We start from the raw sequence: 17189 nt of genomic DNA, 5'->3' as shown, positions 1-17189 counted from the left end.
TTGTTCTTTTATTTATACATCAAAATAAGTAAACACAAACTTAGGAGAATATTCAAATAAAGGATAATCGCCTACTATAAGCCCTATACATTCATTTTTATCATTATATACACAAGCCTCTACCACAAGTTTATTCATCTTTTTATCTTTATACAAGGTCAGTTCGCGTAGTTTATTCACTTCCTTATCTATATCTTCTATAGGAAAGAGGTGCAACACGTTTTTATCCTCTACAAAATCAAGTGTCTCATTGATTTCTTCTAAAAACGCTCCCGAAATACCAAACTTTTCAGCTAATACTTGGGTATCTTGCGATTTATAAGCATTTAAAAAATCGGTAAGGGCGTAGTAAATTTCTGTTTTAAGGGTTTGTGTAATTTCCATATAGTGTTATTTTATCTTTACTATGTCGTTTTTATAACTCGCAAAAGTATAGCGACGCAAAAGCAATTTTGAGACTTTTCAGATAGCCTCAACGGGTGTATTAACAACTAAAGTAGTGAAATACAAACTTAGGAAATTGGTCTCTAAGGTTGTAATATCCTTTGATGATGGCAAAATATTCTTGATCATCCCACAAGTGGGCTTCTACTCCTACAGCAGTATCATCATTGTTGAAGTTATACACCTCTAAATTCACCCCTCCACCTTCTTCTTTGTCCATTTCTTCTATCGGGAAAAGGTGCAATACGCTTTTATCTTCTACAAAGTCAAGCATTTCATAGACTTCTTCTAAAAATTCTCCCGAAATATCAAACTTTTCAGCTAATACTTGGGCATCTTCAGCTTTATAGGCTTCTAAAAAGTCGGTAAGGGTGTGGTAAATTTCTGTTTTAAGGGCTTGTGTAATTTCCATATAGTGTTATTTAATCTTTGCTATATCGTTTTTATAACTCGCAAAACTGATGTTTCCTTCTAAAACCAACTCGCAAAGGGCTGTTGGGTCATAGCCTTTAAAGGAATGAAGGGTATAATGGCAATGTTTGTCCTCGCGCTCTAAGTGAAGCACATAACCATCGGGTTCATCTTGAAAAACAACAGTTGCTTCTTTGAACTTTTCTAAGGTTGTTACCGAACGTATCAAATCCTGCCTACTATCGTGCAAGTGAGAGGCTACAAAGGCTATTTCGACAGTGCCATTGCTAATAGTTACCATTGCCCAGCCGTGTTCTTTGGGAGTGTAATCAATCATTGGTATTTTTTAAAGTAAGGGGGGATATTTTAAAACATCGACAGTTTCATTAAAATATCGGTTTGAGCATCAGAACCTAAGACGAAGGTGTGGGTATCAAAAGCTACGAATCCATTTTTTTTTGTAAAAACGTAAGGCTCTTTCGTTCTTCTCCCATACCCCCAGCCATACATAGGGTACCCTTCGCTCTTTAGCTACTTCAATAGCTTTTTGATAAAGCGCTTGACCTACCCCACTGCCGTGAAATTCCTTTAACACATAGATACGTTCTATTTCCATTGCATTAGGGTCTTGTCGTTCTGTTTGAGCAGAGGCAAAATTGAGCTTCAAATAGCCTATTACCTTGTTTTCTTCTTCAGCAAAGAAGAAAAGAGAATCTGGATTCGATAGTTCTTGCTGTACTTTGCTTGTCGCAAAGCTTGTAGTGAGGTACTGCTCCATATCCTCTGGAGTGTTAGTATCAGCAAAGGTTTCATAGAAAGTTTGTTTGCCAATAGCCTGCAATAAGGCTATATCAGTTGTAATGGCAGGATGTATATTCATAATTTTTATATTACATTAAGTTACAATTCAGCATTATTATCCACTAATAGTCTCTAAACTAAGGCGATAGTTATCATCAAGCCTGATATTCACCAGATGCCCCAAAAAGTAATCTGGGTCAGTATCCACATCAAAAGTACAGGCTATTTCTTTGCTTACTCCACAATACAGGTTATGCAAATACACTGCCTCGCAAAATTGCTCATCAGAAACTGCTTGCTCGCCTTCTTCTTCAAGGTCTTCTTGGGCTACTTCAAAGAGTTCTCTTACCTCTTCATTTTTGAGGAGAAACTGCAGAACAGTTTCCTTGTTGCCCTCCAACCATTGTACTTTGGTTGCTACTTGCTGAAATACTTCTTGCTTTTCTTCTTCTGTAAAGTGGCGTTTGGCATCAAAACGGACTACAATTTCAGCTTCTTGCTTTTGCCAAAAGGTAAAGAGTGCTTGATACTCGGTTTGGTTTTCGGTAATAAAATTCATATTCAATATAACAAATGATTATTGATAATGAGAGGAAAGATAGTAAATAATTAACATTACACTGCCATATACCCTCATTAGGTATAGATGTTTTATTTTACTAAGCGTGCTATTTCTTTGAACTTAGGGTGCTGGGCGGTACGCAAAAGAGCAAAAAGTGCTGCTTCGGTACTCAAAAGAGTTGCGCCTGCATCGCGGAGCATCGTGAGTCCTATTTGCTTGTTGCTCTCGGTACGCGAAGAAACCGCATCGGCAATTACTGATACTTTATAGCCATTGGCGAGTAAATCAACCGCTGTTTGATAGATACAAATGTGAGTTTCAATACCTATAAGCAGTACATTTTTACATTGATTGTCATTAAGTTGCTGCTGAAACTCAGTATTATCCCAAGCCGAAAAACTACTTTTTTTCACTGGAGTTTTACAACTTAATAGTTCGGCAATCGCGGGGTGTGTTGCTCCTAACTTATCGGGCATTTGTTCTACCCAAACTATAGGAAGATTCAAGTGTTTGCTACCTTCGATAAGGATAGTGCTATTGTGCAAAACTTCTTCACTTTGATAAACTATTTGCGATAATTTACCTTGAATATCAAGGATTACTAATTGAGTATTTTCTGTTGTCATTACAATGTTTTTTATTGCCGACAAAGGTAATAAAAATTTGGCAATTTGCCAATTTGCTGTTTTGTAATTATTTTGTACCTTTGCAAAAAAAATAAAGGGTTATTATGAATACCATCATATTAAAACATAACTTAGATTTCCAACACTACCAATTGGCTGTAAAGGCTTTAGAAAATATAGGAGTTGAAGTATTGGAGCCTCATAATCCTTATGAGGTAACAGAGGAAGACATTCGTTCGGTAGCTTTGGCTCGTGAAGATATAAAGCACGGAAGAATAAAAAGTAGTGAACAAGTGTTTGAAGAAGCTAAAGCAAAATATTGAAAATGAGGCTGTCCTAAAAGTTTTTCTTGAGGGGACGTTTGCAGCACATACCCAGCTATCGCTGGCTTTCCTACATAACATACTATAAAAGTGATTGATTATCAGGTTTATAGACTTTGTCAAAGTTTTGGGACTTTGACAAAGTTTATGATGCAAAAGCGATTTTTAGACTTTTCGGACAGCCCCTATTTGTTTAATCTGCAAAGCGTATTCCTATAGAGAAAGGATATTCGTTTACTGGGTTGTTGCGGAAGAGTGGTACAAGGCTGTAACGCGCGTAAAGCACACAACTTTTATATCCTAAATGCGCTGAAAGTCCGTATATCCAAGGGCTGATATTTAGGTCTTCTCTTATCACATTTTTATGAGTACCCCCATCGTCATATCTTATTTTCTGACTGCTGTCTATCAATACCCCTACATAGCCACCAAATCCTACTCTAAAACTTTCGTGAGTGGGGTAGATTGTAACTCCTTTTTTAGTTTTAGTGGGGGGAGTAAAATCAAACTCAAAATCTATAGGTACAATGGCGTAATTGGTGCGCAATTTTGATTTATTGAGTTTATTAGCGGTATAAGGTACCGATTTTGTCACATCGTTTTCTCTTACAAAATACTCACTTTCCTTGAATTTGAGTCCGTTGTGCATCCACGCAACCCCGTAGTTGATATGGAATAGATTGTTGGTTTTTAGCAAACGAAAGCTTGAGGTAAATCCCATTTCAAAGGATTTAGATCCTGCAGTTTTAAAACGATTATCGCCAAAACCATCACTACTGTTTAAGTTGTGAAAACCTATGGCTGTATAAAGATTTATATCGTGAGAAGCGCGATCGGTATTTGGTTTTTCGTCTTCTTTTCTTCGGAGAATTTTTTCTAATTCTTGCATTGCACGCAAATAGTCCTTGGCTTTATTCACATTAAGGGTGTCAAGAGTATTTACAGTAGCCTTTGAATCTACTTGCTCGCGTATAAGTTTTGCCAAAAGCTCAGCCTCGGCAGCTGTTTTTTCTTTGATATTCTTCTCGGTAGTGGCTGTGAGGTCTTCTTTTATCTGTAAGCCCAGTTCTTCGGTGATTTTCTTATCTTTGAGCAGTTCATTAACGGCTGAAAGTTTTTTCTTGAGCGTTTCTTTTTCTGAAGAAACTATAGAATCAATTGTGGCTTTTGATTTTTTGATAGCCTCTTCGGAATTATTTTGTGCGGTGATGACGCTTGTCGCCAACAAGCAAGTCATCCATAATAGATGTAATGTTTTCATTTTTTGATACTTGTTTTTAACTTTTATTATTTAATACGACACGTGTTCCTATTTCTTTGAGTAGCTTTTCAGCTAAGAGTTTTACTTTGTCCTTCAGTTGTTCTTTCTCAATGGTGTTGAAGGTTTTATCTTGCTGATATTTTTCAGTAACATACTGGTTGAGTTCTGCTTGAGTAGTAGCTACAAGTGCTAAATATTCGGGGGATAGGTGCTGCAAATCGGCAGCCATTTGGGTTTCCATCTGCTTGGTGATTCGGTTTTGTATAGCATTGGCGGTATACTGGGTAAAAAGAGTATCTACTGCATTGATATCAATAAGGGTAATCACCTCTTCTGAGGAAGTGAGATATGAGTCATACTGGCTATTTTTGAGAATTGAAGGGTATGAACTGCACTGGCTGTCTTTAAGAGTTGTAGGCACTGTAGGGTGCGGGCTGGTTGTGGGAACTGATGACTTTACAACAATGAGTTTTTTTGAGACTTGAAGGTCATTATTGGTTTCAGTGTGTTGTTGCCACAAATATCCTATTGCAAGGCATAACAGCACCGCAGCTGCCGCAGTATAATACCACAGTTTCCGCCTCTTTTGCTCAGTTGGCAAGGTTTCACTCTCGGCTAATTGGGCTTCTAATTGCTCCCACAAAGCAGGTGAAGGATTGATTTTTCTGTACCTAAACAGGCGTTGTATATTGTCTTTCCACATTTTTAAGCTCTTTTTTTATAAGTTGTTACGTGTTGTTGCAAAAGTTTTTTGGCATACGCCAATTGTGATTTAGAAGTACCTTCGCTGATAGAAAGTTCTTCGGCAATTTGCTTGTGTGAATAGTCCTCAAACACATAGAGGTTGAAAACGGTACGGCACGCGGTAGGCAATTGGTCTACAAAGGATTGTATTTCGGATTCGCTAAAAGTTTCATTCTCTAAGTAGACATCATCTATTATATCGTAAGTGTCACTCCAATCGGCGAAAGATAGCTTTTGGACTTTGCTTTTGAGGAAATCTATACACTCATTTACAGCGATTCGGCGCATCCAAGCATAGAAGTGCTCTTGTTCTTCATACTTAGAGAGATTCGTAAAAATTTTGAAGAAGGCTTTTAGCAGGGCATCTTCGGCGAATTGCAAATCGTTGATGTACAGCCTGCACACACTCAGCAAAGCAGGAGCGTACTGGTCGTACAACTGCTTTTGCGCTAAGCGGTCGTTGCGCTGGGCTTTCTCGATGAGACGATGGTCGATTTGCATTTTTCTTTAAATGATGAATGATTTATTCTTTTTAAGGTTCAAATTAAGTACGATGTAGAAAAACAGGAGATCGTTCAACTTCATCGGTTACGGCAGTTTGATTATACAGCCCTTTCCTATGTTGTTTTTTTCAAACCATCCTTGAGGCACTTCAAGAGCATAACGCACAGGTTCCGATGAGTCCACACTTTGATGGCTGAACGGTGTCATATCGCGAATTTCGCGAATTTCGCCATTCGAGTTAATGAACGCAATCGAAAGGGGAGTAGGCGTATCTTTCATCCAAAAGCTTAACTTTTCGTCTCTTTTAAAGATAAAAAGCATACCCGTTCCTTCGGGAATATTCTCACGCCCCATATAACCTTTTGACATCTCTCGTATGGAGCGAGCAAGCTCAACTCTTATGGGAATGGTCTTGCCGTCAAGATTTGTAATGGTCAAGTCCCTCTCTTCAAACTCAAGCGTGAGTGCTGAACAAGCGCTAAAAACAAGGTAGCACAATAGGATAACTCCCATCAACAATAGTTTAGCAGATGTAAATATTTTCTTTTTCATAAGTCCTCCAATTTGCCCTTATAAACGAAGAAAAAATAAAAAGGTTGGAAAATAATTAAAAAATTTGTCAATTAGCAAATTATTTAACTTTAGCAAAGTTGGATTTTATTGTTTAATGAGGTCGTAGCCTTTTACAGTAAAGGGAATGCCTAATCCTCGGTTTACTTTTCTAATGGTATTGTTAGGGAAACGTAACCAGCAGGTATTGGTAGTGCCGTGGAAAGAGAGGGTCGCATCGTCCTTGCCTCTCATTTCTACAAATTGTACCCCTACCCACAATTCGCCTTTGGGTGCTAATATTGATAGTTTATGGGTAAACGTTTGTGGTTTATCGGTAGGGAATAGATTGATGTAGATAGGTTCTTTAATCAGGGGGGTAAAGGTTTTGTGCTCTTTATCGGTTTGATACACTACTACGCGTAATACTGCTAAATAGAAAGTGCTTTCTTTCACCTCAATACTGAACTCGGTGAGCTGGGTATCATTAGGGAGGGTTACAAAATCACCTAATTCCGATAACACTCCATTTTCTTCTTGAAAATAGTGTTTCATCTCGCCGTAGAGCGTAAAAAAGGTTGTGATTCCTTTACTTTTTACGTCACGCACTTTAGGTTTTTTCATTTTTAGGGTAGTAGTAGGCAAGTCGAACACAGCTTCGGTAAGTTGTATTTCTTTGGAAATATCGCGATAAGCTAATACTTTATGTTGATAGCTTAAATGAGAAAAATAGATGCTATCTGTAGGTTTTACCCCAAGTTTTTCAAGTGAAAAATAGCCGTTTTCATCACTAATAATTCCTTTATTAGTGCCTACTATCCCTACATTCACGTATTCTATAGGCTCGTGATGGGTATTCACCACCCTATTTTGTGCTAAACAAGGCAGTGAAAAGAATATTGACAACAGAAAGAAGTAAATTTTCAGCATATATTACCAGAATTTGAGACCTATTACAAAGGGGTATGTGTTATCAGGACTATTTTTGAAAAGGGGAGCTAAACTATATTTGGCATACAAGGCTATAACGCCATAGCCTATATGTGCTGAAAGCCCATAAGTGAGTGGATTTGCCTTTATATCGTGTTTTAGCCATACATCATAGTCTTTATCACCTTCTCCGTATTTTATTCTCTGTTTAGCATTTATCAGGCTACCAAAGTAACCTCCTGCCCCTATACGAATTTTTGAAGGGAACTTCTTTTCTACACCTGCCATCAATGTGAAATAGCTTGTGCGCAAGCGAGATACATCTAAAGAACGCTCATAAGGCACCAATTTAGTGACTTCGTTGTCAAGAACAAAATATTTATTGTTTTTGATATTTAAATTTTCACCTACTACCGAAAAACCGTATTGAAGGTACAAGCGTTTAGCGGAATGGATACGTGTATTGGCTATAAAAGCTAATTCAACAGAGGTAGCAGGTTTAAAATTGCTGTTTGTAGTAGCGCGCATCCCTACTCCAAAGCTTATGTTGATATTTGTTTTAGCTTCTTCTTTTAAAGAATTTTCAGGGAGAGAATCTATAGTTTGTATTTTTTGGCGATACTGTTTTCTCTCTTCAACAGTCATTACGCTATCGAGATTTGAAGAGCGAAGCAAGGTGTCTAATTTTATTTCAGTAGCTTTTTTCTGGATAAGCGTTGAGAGGCGCAAGCCCTCTTTATAGCTGTGCACTTGTACATTGTGTTGCCATACCTCTTTAATTTCCTTAAGCATTTTCACGCTTTGCTTTTTGGTAATTTTTCCTTCACTAAGCAGCTGTTGAATAGCTTCCTCCTTCTGTAACATCAGTTTCTTTTCGGTAGCCACCAATGAATCGATGGTATATTTCGATTGTAAAATCTCTCTTTCAAAAGGATTCTGAGCTAAGAGATTTGCTGCCAAAAGCAGGAAGATAAATGATAAAAATTGTTTCATCGTTTTTTGATTTTTCAATTTGTCAATTTGTCAATTGAGATAAAAACTCAATCCTATAGAAAGGGGATGTATCTCGGTAGGGCTATTTTGGAAGAGAGGAGCTAAGCTGTATTTGGCATAGATAGCAAAACCTCCATAGCCTATTTGAGCAGAAACCCCATAAGTGGCTCTATTAGGCTTTAGATTGTTGCGAAGAACGAGTTTGTAATCCTCATCATTTTCTTCATATTTAATTTTTTGAGTAGCATCTATGAGAGCACCAAAATAACAACCTATTCCTATATGGCTTTCTCTAATTTTCTTTTGCAATTCGATAGGAATGATAAGGTAATGCAGACGCAATTTTGAGCTTTTCAAGGGTTTTCCATAAGGCACTAAGCGCGAGGTTTCATTTTCTGTTACAAAATAGTTATCGCCTTTGATTTCAAATCGGTTGTTTTGCCACACCAAGCCTGTGCTAAAGAAGAGTCGTTGTTTTTTGCTGATGCGTGCTATAAGTCCCAAACCTAAATCGGTATGGAGATGAGGTTTAAGGTGATTGCTGTCGCCTGTTGCTGTTTGCAAGCCCATTGCCATATAAGGTCGGGGGTATATTTTACTATATTTATCGTCATTATATCGCCTTCTATTCATATAGAACTGTCTTTTTTCTTCTTCGTAAGCAGCTTTCAGCTCATCGGTAATGAGGCTGTCGAGAGTGGTTGTTTTAGGGACGGTATCTATAGCGATTTGAGAGTTTTTTTGCTGGAGTTCAGAGTTCAATTGCAAGGCTTGTTTGTAGTAATGTAGCAGAATGTGTTGCTCGTTAGCCTCGCGGATTTCCTTTGCCATTTTGTCATACTGTTCTGAGGTAATTTTCTCTTTGTTGAACAAGTATCTAAGCAACTCCAATTTATAATACCTCTGGTTATCTTCAGCAAGTTTTAAGGAGTCAAACGTATTTTTTGATTTCTGGATAATGTTTTCAAAAGGGGTTTGTGCCCAAAGATAGGGGGCGAGGCATAGAGTGATGAGTGATACAATTTGTTTCATGATGGGGATTTATTTGTTTGATTTATAAATAAAAAAGACTTAACTCCTTCTGCGTTAAGTCTTTTTTTTTTAGATATGTTATTTATTGTTTAGTCAATATCATACCTGGATGCTCATTAGAAGTGATAGTTTTATCTGATACTTTAGTAAATTCATAAGATTTCATTATAGTACCACTCACTGTGAAAGAAACTTTATAGACTTTATCTGTTGATTCTTCTTTAACGTTAGTAGTGAAATCTGCATTTACCCCACTACCATGACATAAAGTTGTAGTATTGGCTATAACGCAAATATCATTTTTTGCAAATTCATAACCTATGTTTCCTCCAGCTGATTTGTTTAACCATTTACCTTGAATCCAAGCAGGAGGATTAAATTTTCCTGAGGAAGAACCTCCGTCTTTGCTGTCATCGCTTTTGCCGCAAGCTACCATCGCAAAGATAGCAACTAATAAAAGAATTGTTTTTTTCATTGTTTGTTATTTTTAGAATTATTTAATGGTGCAAAAGTACAAATAATTTGCAAATTAGCAAATTAACCATTTATTTCAATCGCATTACACGACTCAAGAGCGGAGGCAAGCCTGTTGTAGCATTGATATTATCATTATTCCAAAAGCTCATCACACAAGCAATAGGGCGATTGCGCACCACTTGTGCTACATAGTACACCGTAAGGGTTTTTCCGCCCGACATCCCTGCTAAAGCCGATACAATTCCCTTGATATCAAATACTACTCTCTTGGCTTTGGTGGGTACCTCTTCAAAAAATACCTCAACTTCTTGCTCTTCTATAGGTTTGACAATCTTGCGTTGTTTGTTGGCTGCAAACTGGTCGGCTACAGCTTGTTGAGCGTCTTCCAAAGTGCGGTACACTCCCCAATTCATTTCGCCGTTGTATGGACATTGCACTATGTTGATACCCGTGAAATAACAGTCGTTTAACATCGGGATTTTTCGTCCTGCAAAATCAATACTTCTGGCATCGGTGGGAGCAAATAATTCCTGAGGGATTTTATTTTCAACAATGAGGTTTACTAAGGCTTCTTCTACCTCAACCTCTCTATCTCTCAGTTTTGAAAACCAAACAAGGGAAATAGTATTTGCTGGGCTTTTCACAAAATAAAGAGACTCTACATACCCCTCTTTATCTCTATTAACCACATAGTTATCAGTGAGTATGCGAGGGTTAGGCTGTGCGTCTTGCGCATTGATTTTCAACTTTCGGTAAGCCTTCTTAAAACCCTTTTCATCAAAAGGAAGCTTCAAATCTTCATTAGTAATGGTATAGCCATCAATCGCATAAAACTCTCTATTGCCGTTTTTGATAGCTGAAAGACGGTCTAACAAGGGCAATTCTTGTGCATAGGTAGCCCACAAAAAACTACCAAAGAAAAATAGAATATAATGTTTCATAATTAATAAGTTACGTTATTCAGAGGACAAAAATAAGTAGAAACGCTCTCTTTTGCAAATAAAACTATAGCTTTATAAGAAAAATCTATAACTGAAATACTCTCACTCATTTATTTTTATAGTAATTTTGCAACAAATTTAAAAAGAATATATTATGTTTACACTACCTGCATTACCTTATGCTTACAACGCACTTGAGCCTTATATCGATGCGCGTACAATGGAAATTCACCATACAAAACACCATAATGCCTATACAACCAACTTGAATGCCGCTTTGGCTTCTGCTGGGGTAGAAGGCAAAAGTATTGAGGAGATTCTTACAAACCTCGATATGAACAACGCTGCGCTTCGCAACAACGCTGGTGGATTCTACAATCACAATCTTTTTTGGGAAATAATGAGCCCCAATGGCGGTGGCAAACCTACTGGAGAACTCGCTAAAGCAATTGATGAGGCTTTTGGCAGTTTTGAAGGTTTTAAAGAGGCTTTTAGCAAAGCTGCAGCTACCCGTTTTGGATCAGGCTGGGCTTGGCTTTGTGTTCACAAAGGCGGCAAAGTAGAGATTTGCTCTACTGCAAATCAAGATAACCCGTTGATGCCTAACACAGGTTGTGGCGGTTTCCCCATCTTAGGATTAGATGTATGGGAACACGCTTACTACTTGCATTATCAAAACCGTCGTCCTGATTATATCGAAGCGTTTTTTAACGTAATCAATTGGGCAAAAGTTGCTGAACTCTACAGCGCACATAAGTAGTAGCACGACAAACACAATACAAAAAGAGCCTCCTGAGAGATTAGGAGGCTTTATTTTTTATATTCTAAAGACGAATATGGCTATAAAAAATGGAAGTATCCACAATAATATGAGCAATAAAACGCGTTTAGCAATATGAGGTAGCACTTCTTCCATAGTTATAATGATTTTAAGGGACAAATATACATCTTTTTGATTACATAGGTAAGGTAGTAGCTTTTTTCTTTTCTAATATTTCTTTTACTACATCTTCACTAAATAAAAAGAATGATATACTTATCAAAAAAAATAAAATTGTTAGTATTATAGAAGCTATATTGCTACCCAAAAACTTAGGTTTTTCTTTTTTAACAATTCGTTTTCCTCTACCACTTCTATCGTATTTAAAGTGAAAGAAAATCACCAGAAGTATTATTATACTTAGTATTTGAAAACGACCTAAAGTATAACCAAAAAAATATGCCAATCCCATATTAAGTGAAGAATTGACTATTAAAGCAAATAAAGATCCTAATATCCAAACAGTGTTTAAATCTGAGAAAGTATAAGGCAAAAACTTCACATTAAAAAGATAAATATAATAATAAAGTACGTTCATCATTTGTTGTAATTTTTATAAAAATAATTCCATATAGTTTCATTGGATTCAGAAGGTTTTATATTTACTCTTTCTTATCAATTTATTAGCTATAACAAAGCTAATGCTCCTAATAGTAACAACAAAAGTGGAATAGCCATTACTATATTTGCTATAGCACAACCTCGCTCTCGCTTCTGCGACAAAAAATAAGCCTCTATCACCAAAAATATACCATAAAGTCCACAAAATAATCCTATCCAAAAGGCAAATACAAACACATCACCTGTCGCACAAGAACTTTTAGTAGTGAATATCGAGATAGGAATGAATGACAATATCCATACTACAACTAATAAAATCAACCGCTGCCCTATATGAATGAACTCTTTCACAATGTTATTTTTTAAGGTACAAATATACATCTTTTTTTGATTTGCTAATCAACAAATTGGTAAATTAGCAAATTATTTCATACCTTTGCCTCCTAAAATAAAATCATTTATGGAACAAACTTTACCCGCAGGACACCCCGTGCATACCTATATGCTTGAAGCTGACCTTATTTACTCACTAATGGACGAGCTACTTAGCATAGACCCTCATACCGATTATCAGAAATTCTACAACGTGTTCAACCATTTGGCAACCGTAGAAAAACACTTTGCTCGCAAGGAAAACCAGCTCTTTCCTTTCTTGGAAAAACGCGGCTGGATGAATCCTTCACAGAATATGTGGTCTTTTCACGATACCATTCGCGATATCTTCCGCTTAGTACGCAAAAACTTAGAAGAAAAAGACCTTGATGCGGCACAAACTAATGTGCGCTATATCGAAGAAAACTTAGGTCGTTTGCTAAATGTAGAAGCTAATATTCTCTTCCCTAATGCTTTGCAGTTGCTCACCGAAGAAGATTGGATTGAAATGCGCAAAGGCGAGGAAGAAATAGGCTGGATGCTGAAAGATGAACCTGCCCCCTACCCTAACAACAACCCCAATGAACCTGTATATGTACACCCTTCAATGGATACCGAACGCCGCACCGATGTTAAATTTGATGATGCTGCTGCCCATTATGATGAGGGCTATATGACTGTTGAACAGGTGAACCTCTTGCTCAAAACTCTCCCTATTGATATCACTTTTGTAGATGAACACGACCGCGTGATTTTCTACAACCGCGGCGAAGAACGTGTATTCCCTCGCAGTGCTGGTATTATAGGGCGCGAAGTGAAGTTCTGTCACCCTCCTAAGAGCGTGGGCACGGTGCTTAAAATCGTAGAGAACTTCAAAGCAGGTACTCAAAACGAAGCTAATTTCTGGTTCAATTATCGCGGTCGCCTTATCTATGTGCGTTATTTTGCGGTACGCGATAAAGAAAAGAACTACAAAGGCGTGATTGAAATGTCGCAAGATATTACCGATATTCAAAAAATAGAAGGGGAACGTCGCCTATTAGAATGGGATAACTAATGAAAGACTTATTCGGGCAAGCTATTTTAGATTATCAGCAAGGGCAATATACTGAAGATATCAAAACGGAAACTACTATTTCCGAGGAAGATGTATTGCCCTTGCCTTATTTGTTTCGTTCCTTTGAACAGATGCCTGCATTAGAGCAAAAAGCTCTACAAATGGCAAAAGGAAAAGTATTAGAAGTAGGCTGTGGGGCAGGCTCTCACGGTCTCTATTTGCAGAATGAACGCAAACTTGAAGTACATTCTATCGACCTATCGCCTAAGGCTATTGAGGCGTGCCTGTTGAGAGGCTTACGCAACGCCCAAGTACAGAATGTATTGGAAACTTCAGGGCAGTACGACACCATTCTCTTACTGATGAATGGCGCAGGTATGTGTGGACGACTCAAAAAAATGGGCGCTTTCTATGCTCACCTCAAAACACTTTTAGCTCCGCACGGACAAATTCTCACCGACTCATCTGATATTATCTATATGTTCGATGAAAACCCTGATGGCAGTTATGATGTACCGCTCTATTTCGATTATTACGGAGAAGTGGATTACGTGGTGAAGTACAAGGGACAGAAAGAAAAACCTTTCCCGTGGATGTATGTAGATTACAATACTTTGCAGAATGTAGCTATTTCAGTAGGCTTAGAATGTGAACTTATCGCCGAAGGTGAACACTTTGATTATCTTGCAAAATTAGGAAATTAGCAGATTAGGAAATTAGCAAATGATTGGGTAGCTTCACATTTTCTAATTATCACATTATCTAATTACCTAATATCAAGGTATTTATGCATTTGTAAGGAGGCTTTCCACTGAGGGTGAGCCATTACATAATCTACAATCTTGGGGATTACCTTATCGCGTTTGCTCCACTCGGGTTGTAGATAGAGCAGGCAATCTGGTGATACTTGTGCAGCCATTTCTTCAGCGAAAAGGAAGTCGTTGTTGTTGTAAATCACCATTTTGAGCTCATTAGCTTTTTGAAGAACGTCTCCTACGGGGCGTTTTATTTTTTTAGGAGAGAGGCATATCCAATCAAAAGTACCTGACAGCGGATGAGCCCCTGAAGTTTCGATATGAGTGCGCGCCCCTGCAGCTCTCAGTTTTTCGGTAAGGAGATCTAAATTCCACATCAAGGGTTCTCCTCCCGTGATGATCATAGTTTTGGAGAGTGCTAAGGCATCGGTTACAATAGTATCTACAGGCACTAAAGGGTGTGCTTCGGCAGCCCAACTTTCCTTTACATCACACCAATGACAGCCTACATCACAACCGCCTAAGCGAATGAAGTAAGCGGCAGTTCCTTTGTAAAAACCTTCACCTTGTAAGCTGTAAAAAGCCTCCATCAGGGGGAGAAGCTCCCCCTTCTGCAAGGCTACTTGTGTATTCTTGTTTAACATCTAAAATTAATCGTAATTGGCAACATCCAAAATCCAAGGGTCGGGGATTTCGGTATTTTCGCGTATTTCGTCTACCTTTTTCACTGCATCTTCATACTTGTCGTAACGAGCCACATAAATGAAGTTCAACACTTGGTCGCGGTTGTAATACACTTGAGCATCATAGCCCCATTTTTTCATCTCTTCTACTCTATTATTCACATTGTTGATATTGAGGAAAACCCCTACAATCACGTAATATCCTTTTTCAGTATCTTTTGCGGTAAGTTTAGTCACACGGGTACTACGGTGCAATTGGGTAATCTCTTTAGGGTTGTTCTCTATTTCCAAAGCTGTGAGGAACAAGTAATAACGGTCGCGACTACGGGTATAGCTCAAATCTAATGAGGTAGCGTTGTTAGGAATGAGATATTGGTTGTCGTTCTTTATATCCATACGGAAAATATCGAAGCCTAAAGTATTCTCACTGTTAGGTTTGCGCGTTTTCACCATCTCATCGTTATAAGTAATGGCACTACTAAAAAAGTTTTGATTAGGGCGTAATTTGGTTTCTAAAGAAGTAGTTTTACCACTGGCAGGTACACCTATAGAAACATTGTCGCCCATCATATTAAAATCACCCTCAAGGGTGACCCCCATAATGCGAGTTTTGAAATCACCTGCTTCAGGAGTTTTAAAACCACTAAAGGTGAAAGTTTTAGCAGCGTCGTTAGTAATTGCCGAAAAACCGTCGTAAGTAATTATTTTTTTGATATTGCTATTGGCATTCTCGTAAACTATCACGAGTGCCCAACCTGCAGCCGAACCTCCTTCTACTTGCCCTAAGGCAGCCTTTACATTAGCAACGGTGTACTCTCCTTCTACAGTATTTGCAGCTGCTAACAAATTAGTTACATTGGCGTAATACACATAAGGTGCTGAGTTTTTCAAATCGGAATCGGTACGACCATCAAATATCAATTCGCCGTTTATAGGCACATAAGTATTGTTCTCAGGTATTTTGAGTAATACACTACTCGCATCTTCTCTATTAGCATCAATAATAGTGTTTTTACTACCTTTTAGCTGTCCTTTAGCATACGGATAAGTAGCCGACCAGTACAAACCTGCATAAGCCACCTTGCCTCCCCCTGCACTTTCATACGCGAAGTTGGCACTACTAGATGAAAACGTGCTAGGGTCGCTATCAATATCAATGTATTGCATATCAAACTCATCGTTGAGTTTTGCTTTAGGACTTCGATCGTTGTAAGGGTCGTTAGGTGTATCGCGTTTTTCCTTGCGGTTGAGGATGTTATTCCCTATAATTTTAATATCCCCTTTGATAAAAGTTTCGTAGCGGATTTTAAAATCGGTAGCAGATTGTGCCATTGATAGTGGGCTCACTACTACACAAATTAAGAGCGTAATGAGTTGTTTCATAGACTTACAATTTGTTTGGCTATTCTAAGGGCTTCAGTGCCTTGTTCGAGGGTAACCATAGGAGTTGTATCGTTTTCTATAGCATCGGCAAAGCTCTCAAGTTCGTCTAAGATAGCGTTGTTATTATGTATTTCAGGGTATTCAAAATAAATTTGACGGCGCTCTCCTTCCGCATTTTGTAATATCATATCGAAATCACCCGGCACTTCGGGGGCGTCTTTCATTTTCACCACTTCTACTTTTTTCTCCAAAAAGTCTACAGATATATAAGCGTCTTTCTGGAAAAAACGACTTTTGCGCATATTTTTCATAGAGATACGGCTGGCGGTGATATTGGCTACACAACCATTTTCAAACTCCAAACGGGCATTGGTAATATCGGGTGAATGACTGATGACCATTGCACTACTTGCCGAAATGTGTTTCACTTTTGATTTTACAACGCTCAAAATCACGTCGATATCGTGAATCATCAAGTCGAGCACTACGGGTACATCGGTACCACGAGGGTTGAACTCAGCCAAGCGGTGTGCCTCGATGAACATAGGGTTGTGAATTTGGTTGCGTACAGCTGTAAAGGCAGGGTTAAAACGCTCTACGTGACCTACTTGTCCTTTCACGTGATGTGCTTTGGCAAGGGCGATAATCGCTTCAGCTTCTTCTACTGTAGTAGCGATAGGTTTTTCGATAAAGAGGTGTTTGCCCGCTTTGATAATCTTTTCAGCACACACAAAGTGATTGAGAGTTGGAGTTACCACATCCACCATATCACATTCGGCAATAAGGGCTTCTATACTATCAAAACGCTTGTAGCCAAATTCTTCGCTCACTTTTTGAGCATTAGCTTCATCGGGGTCGTAAAAACCTACGAGTTCATATCTATCCGATTGGTTGAGCAATCGCAAATGTATCTTTCCTAAATGTCCTGCACCGAGGACGCCTGCTTTTAGTTTTGTCATT

Annotated in this window: 23 protein-coding genes and 1 pseudogene; 4 read left to right on the top strand and 20 right to left on the bottom strand. The window is 38.2% G+C overall.

The features are described from left to right. Positions 1-12: 12 nt before the first annotated feature. The 6 genes and pseudogenes from I7X29_RS07165 to I7X29_RS07140 all read right to left on the bottom strand — a co-directional run bounded on the left by I7X29_RS07165 (position 13) and on the right by I7X29_RS07140 (position 2844). A complete protein-coding gene (locus I7X29_RS07165) occupies positions 13-384 on the bottom strand; it encodes a hypothetical protein (protein ID WP_198473607.1) in 372 nt (123 codons plus the stop codon). Between the two features lie 100 nt (positions 385-484). Further along, positions 485-856, bottom strand: a complete 372-nt coding sequence (locus I7X29_RS07160; RefSeq protein WP_009413716.1) for a hypothetical protein — start codon at positions 854-856, stop codon at positions 485-487. Positions 857-862: 6 nt separating this feature from the next. Beyond that, entirely contained in the window at positions 863-1192 is a 330-nt protein-coding gene (locus I7X29_RS07155) for a hypothetical protein (RefSeq protein WP_198473605.1), read from the bottom strand. Positions 1193-1221: 29 nt separating this feature from the next. Further along, positions 1222-1735: pseudogene (locus I7X29_RS07150) on the bottom strand (N-acetyltransferase family protein). A 36-nt stretch (positions 1736-1771) separates the two neighbouring features. Then, the gene (locus I7X29_RS07145; RefSeq protein WP_198473603.1) at positions 1772-2215 is read right to left on the bottom strand and encodes a DUF2262 domain-containing protein; all 444 of its coding nucleotides are present in this window, start codon (positions 2213-2215) and stop codon (positions 1772-1774) included. Between the two features lie 92 nt (positions 2216-2307). Beyond that, complete coding sequence (locus I7X29_RS07140) at positions 2308-2844, bottom strand: isochorismatase family protein (RefSeq protein WP_198473601.1); 537 nt, start codon at positions 2842-2844, stop codon at positions 2308-2310. A 104-nt stretch (positions 2845-2948) separates the two neighbouring features. Between I7X29_RS07140 and I7X29_RS07135 the strand changes: the two genes are divergently transcribed. After that, positions 2949-3167 (top strand): hypothetical protein, encoded by a 219-nt coding sequence (locus I7X29_RS07135; protein WP_009413722.1) that lies wholly within the window; start codon positions 2949-2951, stop codon positions 3165-3167. A gap of 193 nt (positions 3168-3360) precedes the next feature. Here the strand turns inward: I7X29_RS07135 and I7X29_RS07130 are convergent, their stop codons facing one another. The 9 genes from I7X29_RS07130 to I7X29_RS07090 all read right to left on the bottom strand — a co-directional run bounded on the left by I7X29_RS07130 (position 3361) and on the right by I7X29_RS07090 (position 10598). After that, a complete protein-coding gene (locus I7X29_RS07130; RefSeq protein ID WP_009413723.1) occupies positions 3361-4428 on the bottom strand; it encodes a hypothetical protein in 1068 nt (355 codons plus the stop codon). A 16-nt stretch (positions 4429-4444) separates the two neighbouring features. Further along, on the bottom strand, positions 4445-5131 hold the full coding sequence (locus tag I7X29_RS07125) for an anti-sigma factor (RefSeq protein WP_198473599.1): 687 nt from the start codon (positions 5129-5131) through the stop codon (positions 4445-4447). Between the two features lie 2 nt (positions 5132-5133). Then, the gene (locus tag I7X29_RS07120) at positions 5134-5673 is read right to left on the bottom strand and encodes an RNA polymerase sigma factor (protein ID WP_198473597.1); all 540 of its coding nucleotides are present in this window, start codon (positions 5671-5673) and stop codon (positions 5134-5136) included. Between the two features lie 87 nt (positions 5674-5760). Then, positions 5761-6228, bottom strand: a complete 468-nt coding sequence (locus I7X29_RS07115; protein ID WP_198473595.1) for a DUF192 domain-containing protein — start codon at positions 6226-6228, stop codon at positions 5761-5763. Positions 6229-6333: 105 nt separating this feature from the next. After that, entirely contained in the window at positions 6334-7155 is an 822-nt protein-coding gene (locus tag I7X29_RS07110) for a carboxypeptidase-like regulatory domain-containing protein (RefSeq protein ID WP_198473593.1), read from the bottom strand. Positions 7156-7158: 3 nt separating this feature from the next. Continuing rightward, positions 7159-8148: a hypothetical protein gene (locus I7X29_RS07105; RefSeq protein WP_198473591.1), complete on the bottom strand. Its 990-nt coding sequence runs from the start codon at positions 8146-8148 to the stop codon at positions 7159-7161. A gap of 30 nt (positions 8149-8178) precedes the next feature. Next, positions 8179-9180 (bottom strand): outer membrane beta-barrel protein, encoded by a 1002-nt coding sequence (locus tag I7X29_RS07100; RefSeq protein ID WP_198473589.1) that lies wholly within the window; start codon positions 9178-9180, stop codon positions 8179-8181. An 82-nt stretch (positions 9181-9262) separates the two neighbouring features. Beyond that, positions 9263-9655, bottom strand: coding sequence for a hypothetical protein (locus I7X29_RS07095; RefSeq protein WP_198473587.1), 393 nt, complete (start codon positions 9653-9655; stop codon positions 9263-9265). A 70-nt stretch (positions 9656-9725) separates the two neighbouring features. After that, positions 9726-10598, bottom strand: coding sequence for a hypothetical protein (locus I7X29_RS07090; RefSeq protein ID WP_198473585.1), 873 nt, complete (start codon positions 10596-10598; stop codon positions 9726-9728). A 154-nt stretch (positions 10599-10752) separates the two neighbouring features. On the opposite strand from I7X29_RS07090, the gene I7X29_RS07085 reads away from it, so the two are divergent. Then, the gene (locus I7X29_RS07085) at positions 10753-11358 is read left to right on the top strand and encodes a superoxide dismutase (protein WP_198473583.1); all 606 of its coding nucleotides are present in this window, start codon (positions 10753-10755) and stop codon (positions 11356-11358) included. 196 nt (positions 11359-11554) lie between these two features. Here the strand turns inward: I7X29_RS07085 and I7X29_RS15365 are convergent, their stop codons facing one another. Further along, positions 11555-11959: a hypothetical protein gene (locus tag I7X29_RS15365; RefSeq protein ID WP_225883686.1), complete on the bottom strand. Its 405-nt coding sequence runs from the start codon at positions 11957-11959 to the stop codon at positions 11555-11557. A gap of 86 nt (positions 11960-12045) precedes the next feature. Next, positions 12046-12330 (bottom strand): hypothetical protein, encoded by a 285-nt coding sequence (locus I7X29_RS07075; RefSeq protein ID WP_288868987.1) that lies wholly within the window; start codon positions 12328-12330, stop codon positions 12046-12048. Between the two features lie 109 nt (positions 12331-12439). Between I7X29_RS07075 and I7X29_RS07070 the strand changes: the two genes are divergently transcribed. Both I7X29_RS07070 and I7X29_RS07065 read left to right on the top strand, forming a co-directional pair. Beyond that, positions 12440-13408, top strand: a complete 969-nt coding sequence (locus tag I7X29_RS07070) for a DUF438 domain-containing protein (protein ID WP_198473581.1) — start codon at positions 12440-12442, stop codon at positions 13406-13408. Next, positions 13408-14112 carry a class I SAM-dependent methyltransferase gene (locus tag I7X29_RS07065; protein WP_198473579.1) on the top strand — a complete coding sequence of 235 codons (705 nt, stop codon included), beginning with the start codon at positions 13408-13410 and terminating at the stop codon, positions 14110-14112. The genes I7X29_RS07070 and I7X29_RS07065 overlap by 1 nt, the downstream gene beginning before the upstream one ends. Positions 14113-14174: 62 nt before the next feature. Here I7X29_RS07065 and I7X29_RS07060 read toward each other — a convergent pair whose 3' ends face one another. Genes I7X29_RS07060 through I7X29_RS07050 form a run of 3 tightly spaced genes read right to left on the bottom strand, consistent with a single transcriptional unit; the run spans position 14175 to position 17188 of the window. Next, positions 14175-14807: a 7-carboxy-7-deazaguanine synthase QueE gene (locus tag I7X29_RS07060; protein WP_198473577.1), complete on the bottom strand. Its 633-nt coding sequence runs from the start codon at positions 14805-14807 to the stop codon at positions 14175-14177. Positions 14808-14813: 6 nt separating this feature from the next. Continuing rightward, positions 14814-16229, bottom strand: coding sequence for an SPOR domain-containing protein (locus tag I7X29_RS07055; RefSeq protein WP_088595014.1), 1416 nt, complete (start codon positions 16227-16229; stop codon positions 14814-14816). Further along, positions 16226-17188: a Gfo/Idh/MocA family protein gene (locus I7X29_RS07050; protein WP_009413740.1), complete on the bottom strand. Its 963-nt coding sequence runs from the start codon at positions 17186-17188 to the stop codon at positions 16226-16228. The genes I7X29_RS07055 and I7X29_RS07050 overlap by 4 nt, the downstream gene beginning before the upstream one ends. Between the last annotated feature and the right edge of the window lies 1 nt (position 17189).

Origin of the sequence: Capnocytophaga periodontitidis (assembly GCF_016126015.1) — a bacterium.
Lineage (GTDB): Bacteria > Bacteroidota > Bacteroidia > Flavobacteriales > Flavobacteriaceae > Capnocytophaga > Capnocytophaga periodontitidis.
This window is presented reverse-complemented; position numbering and strand designations above follow the sequence as displayed.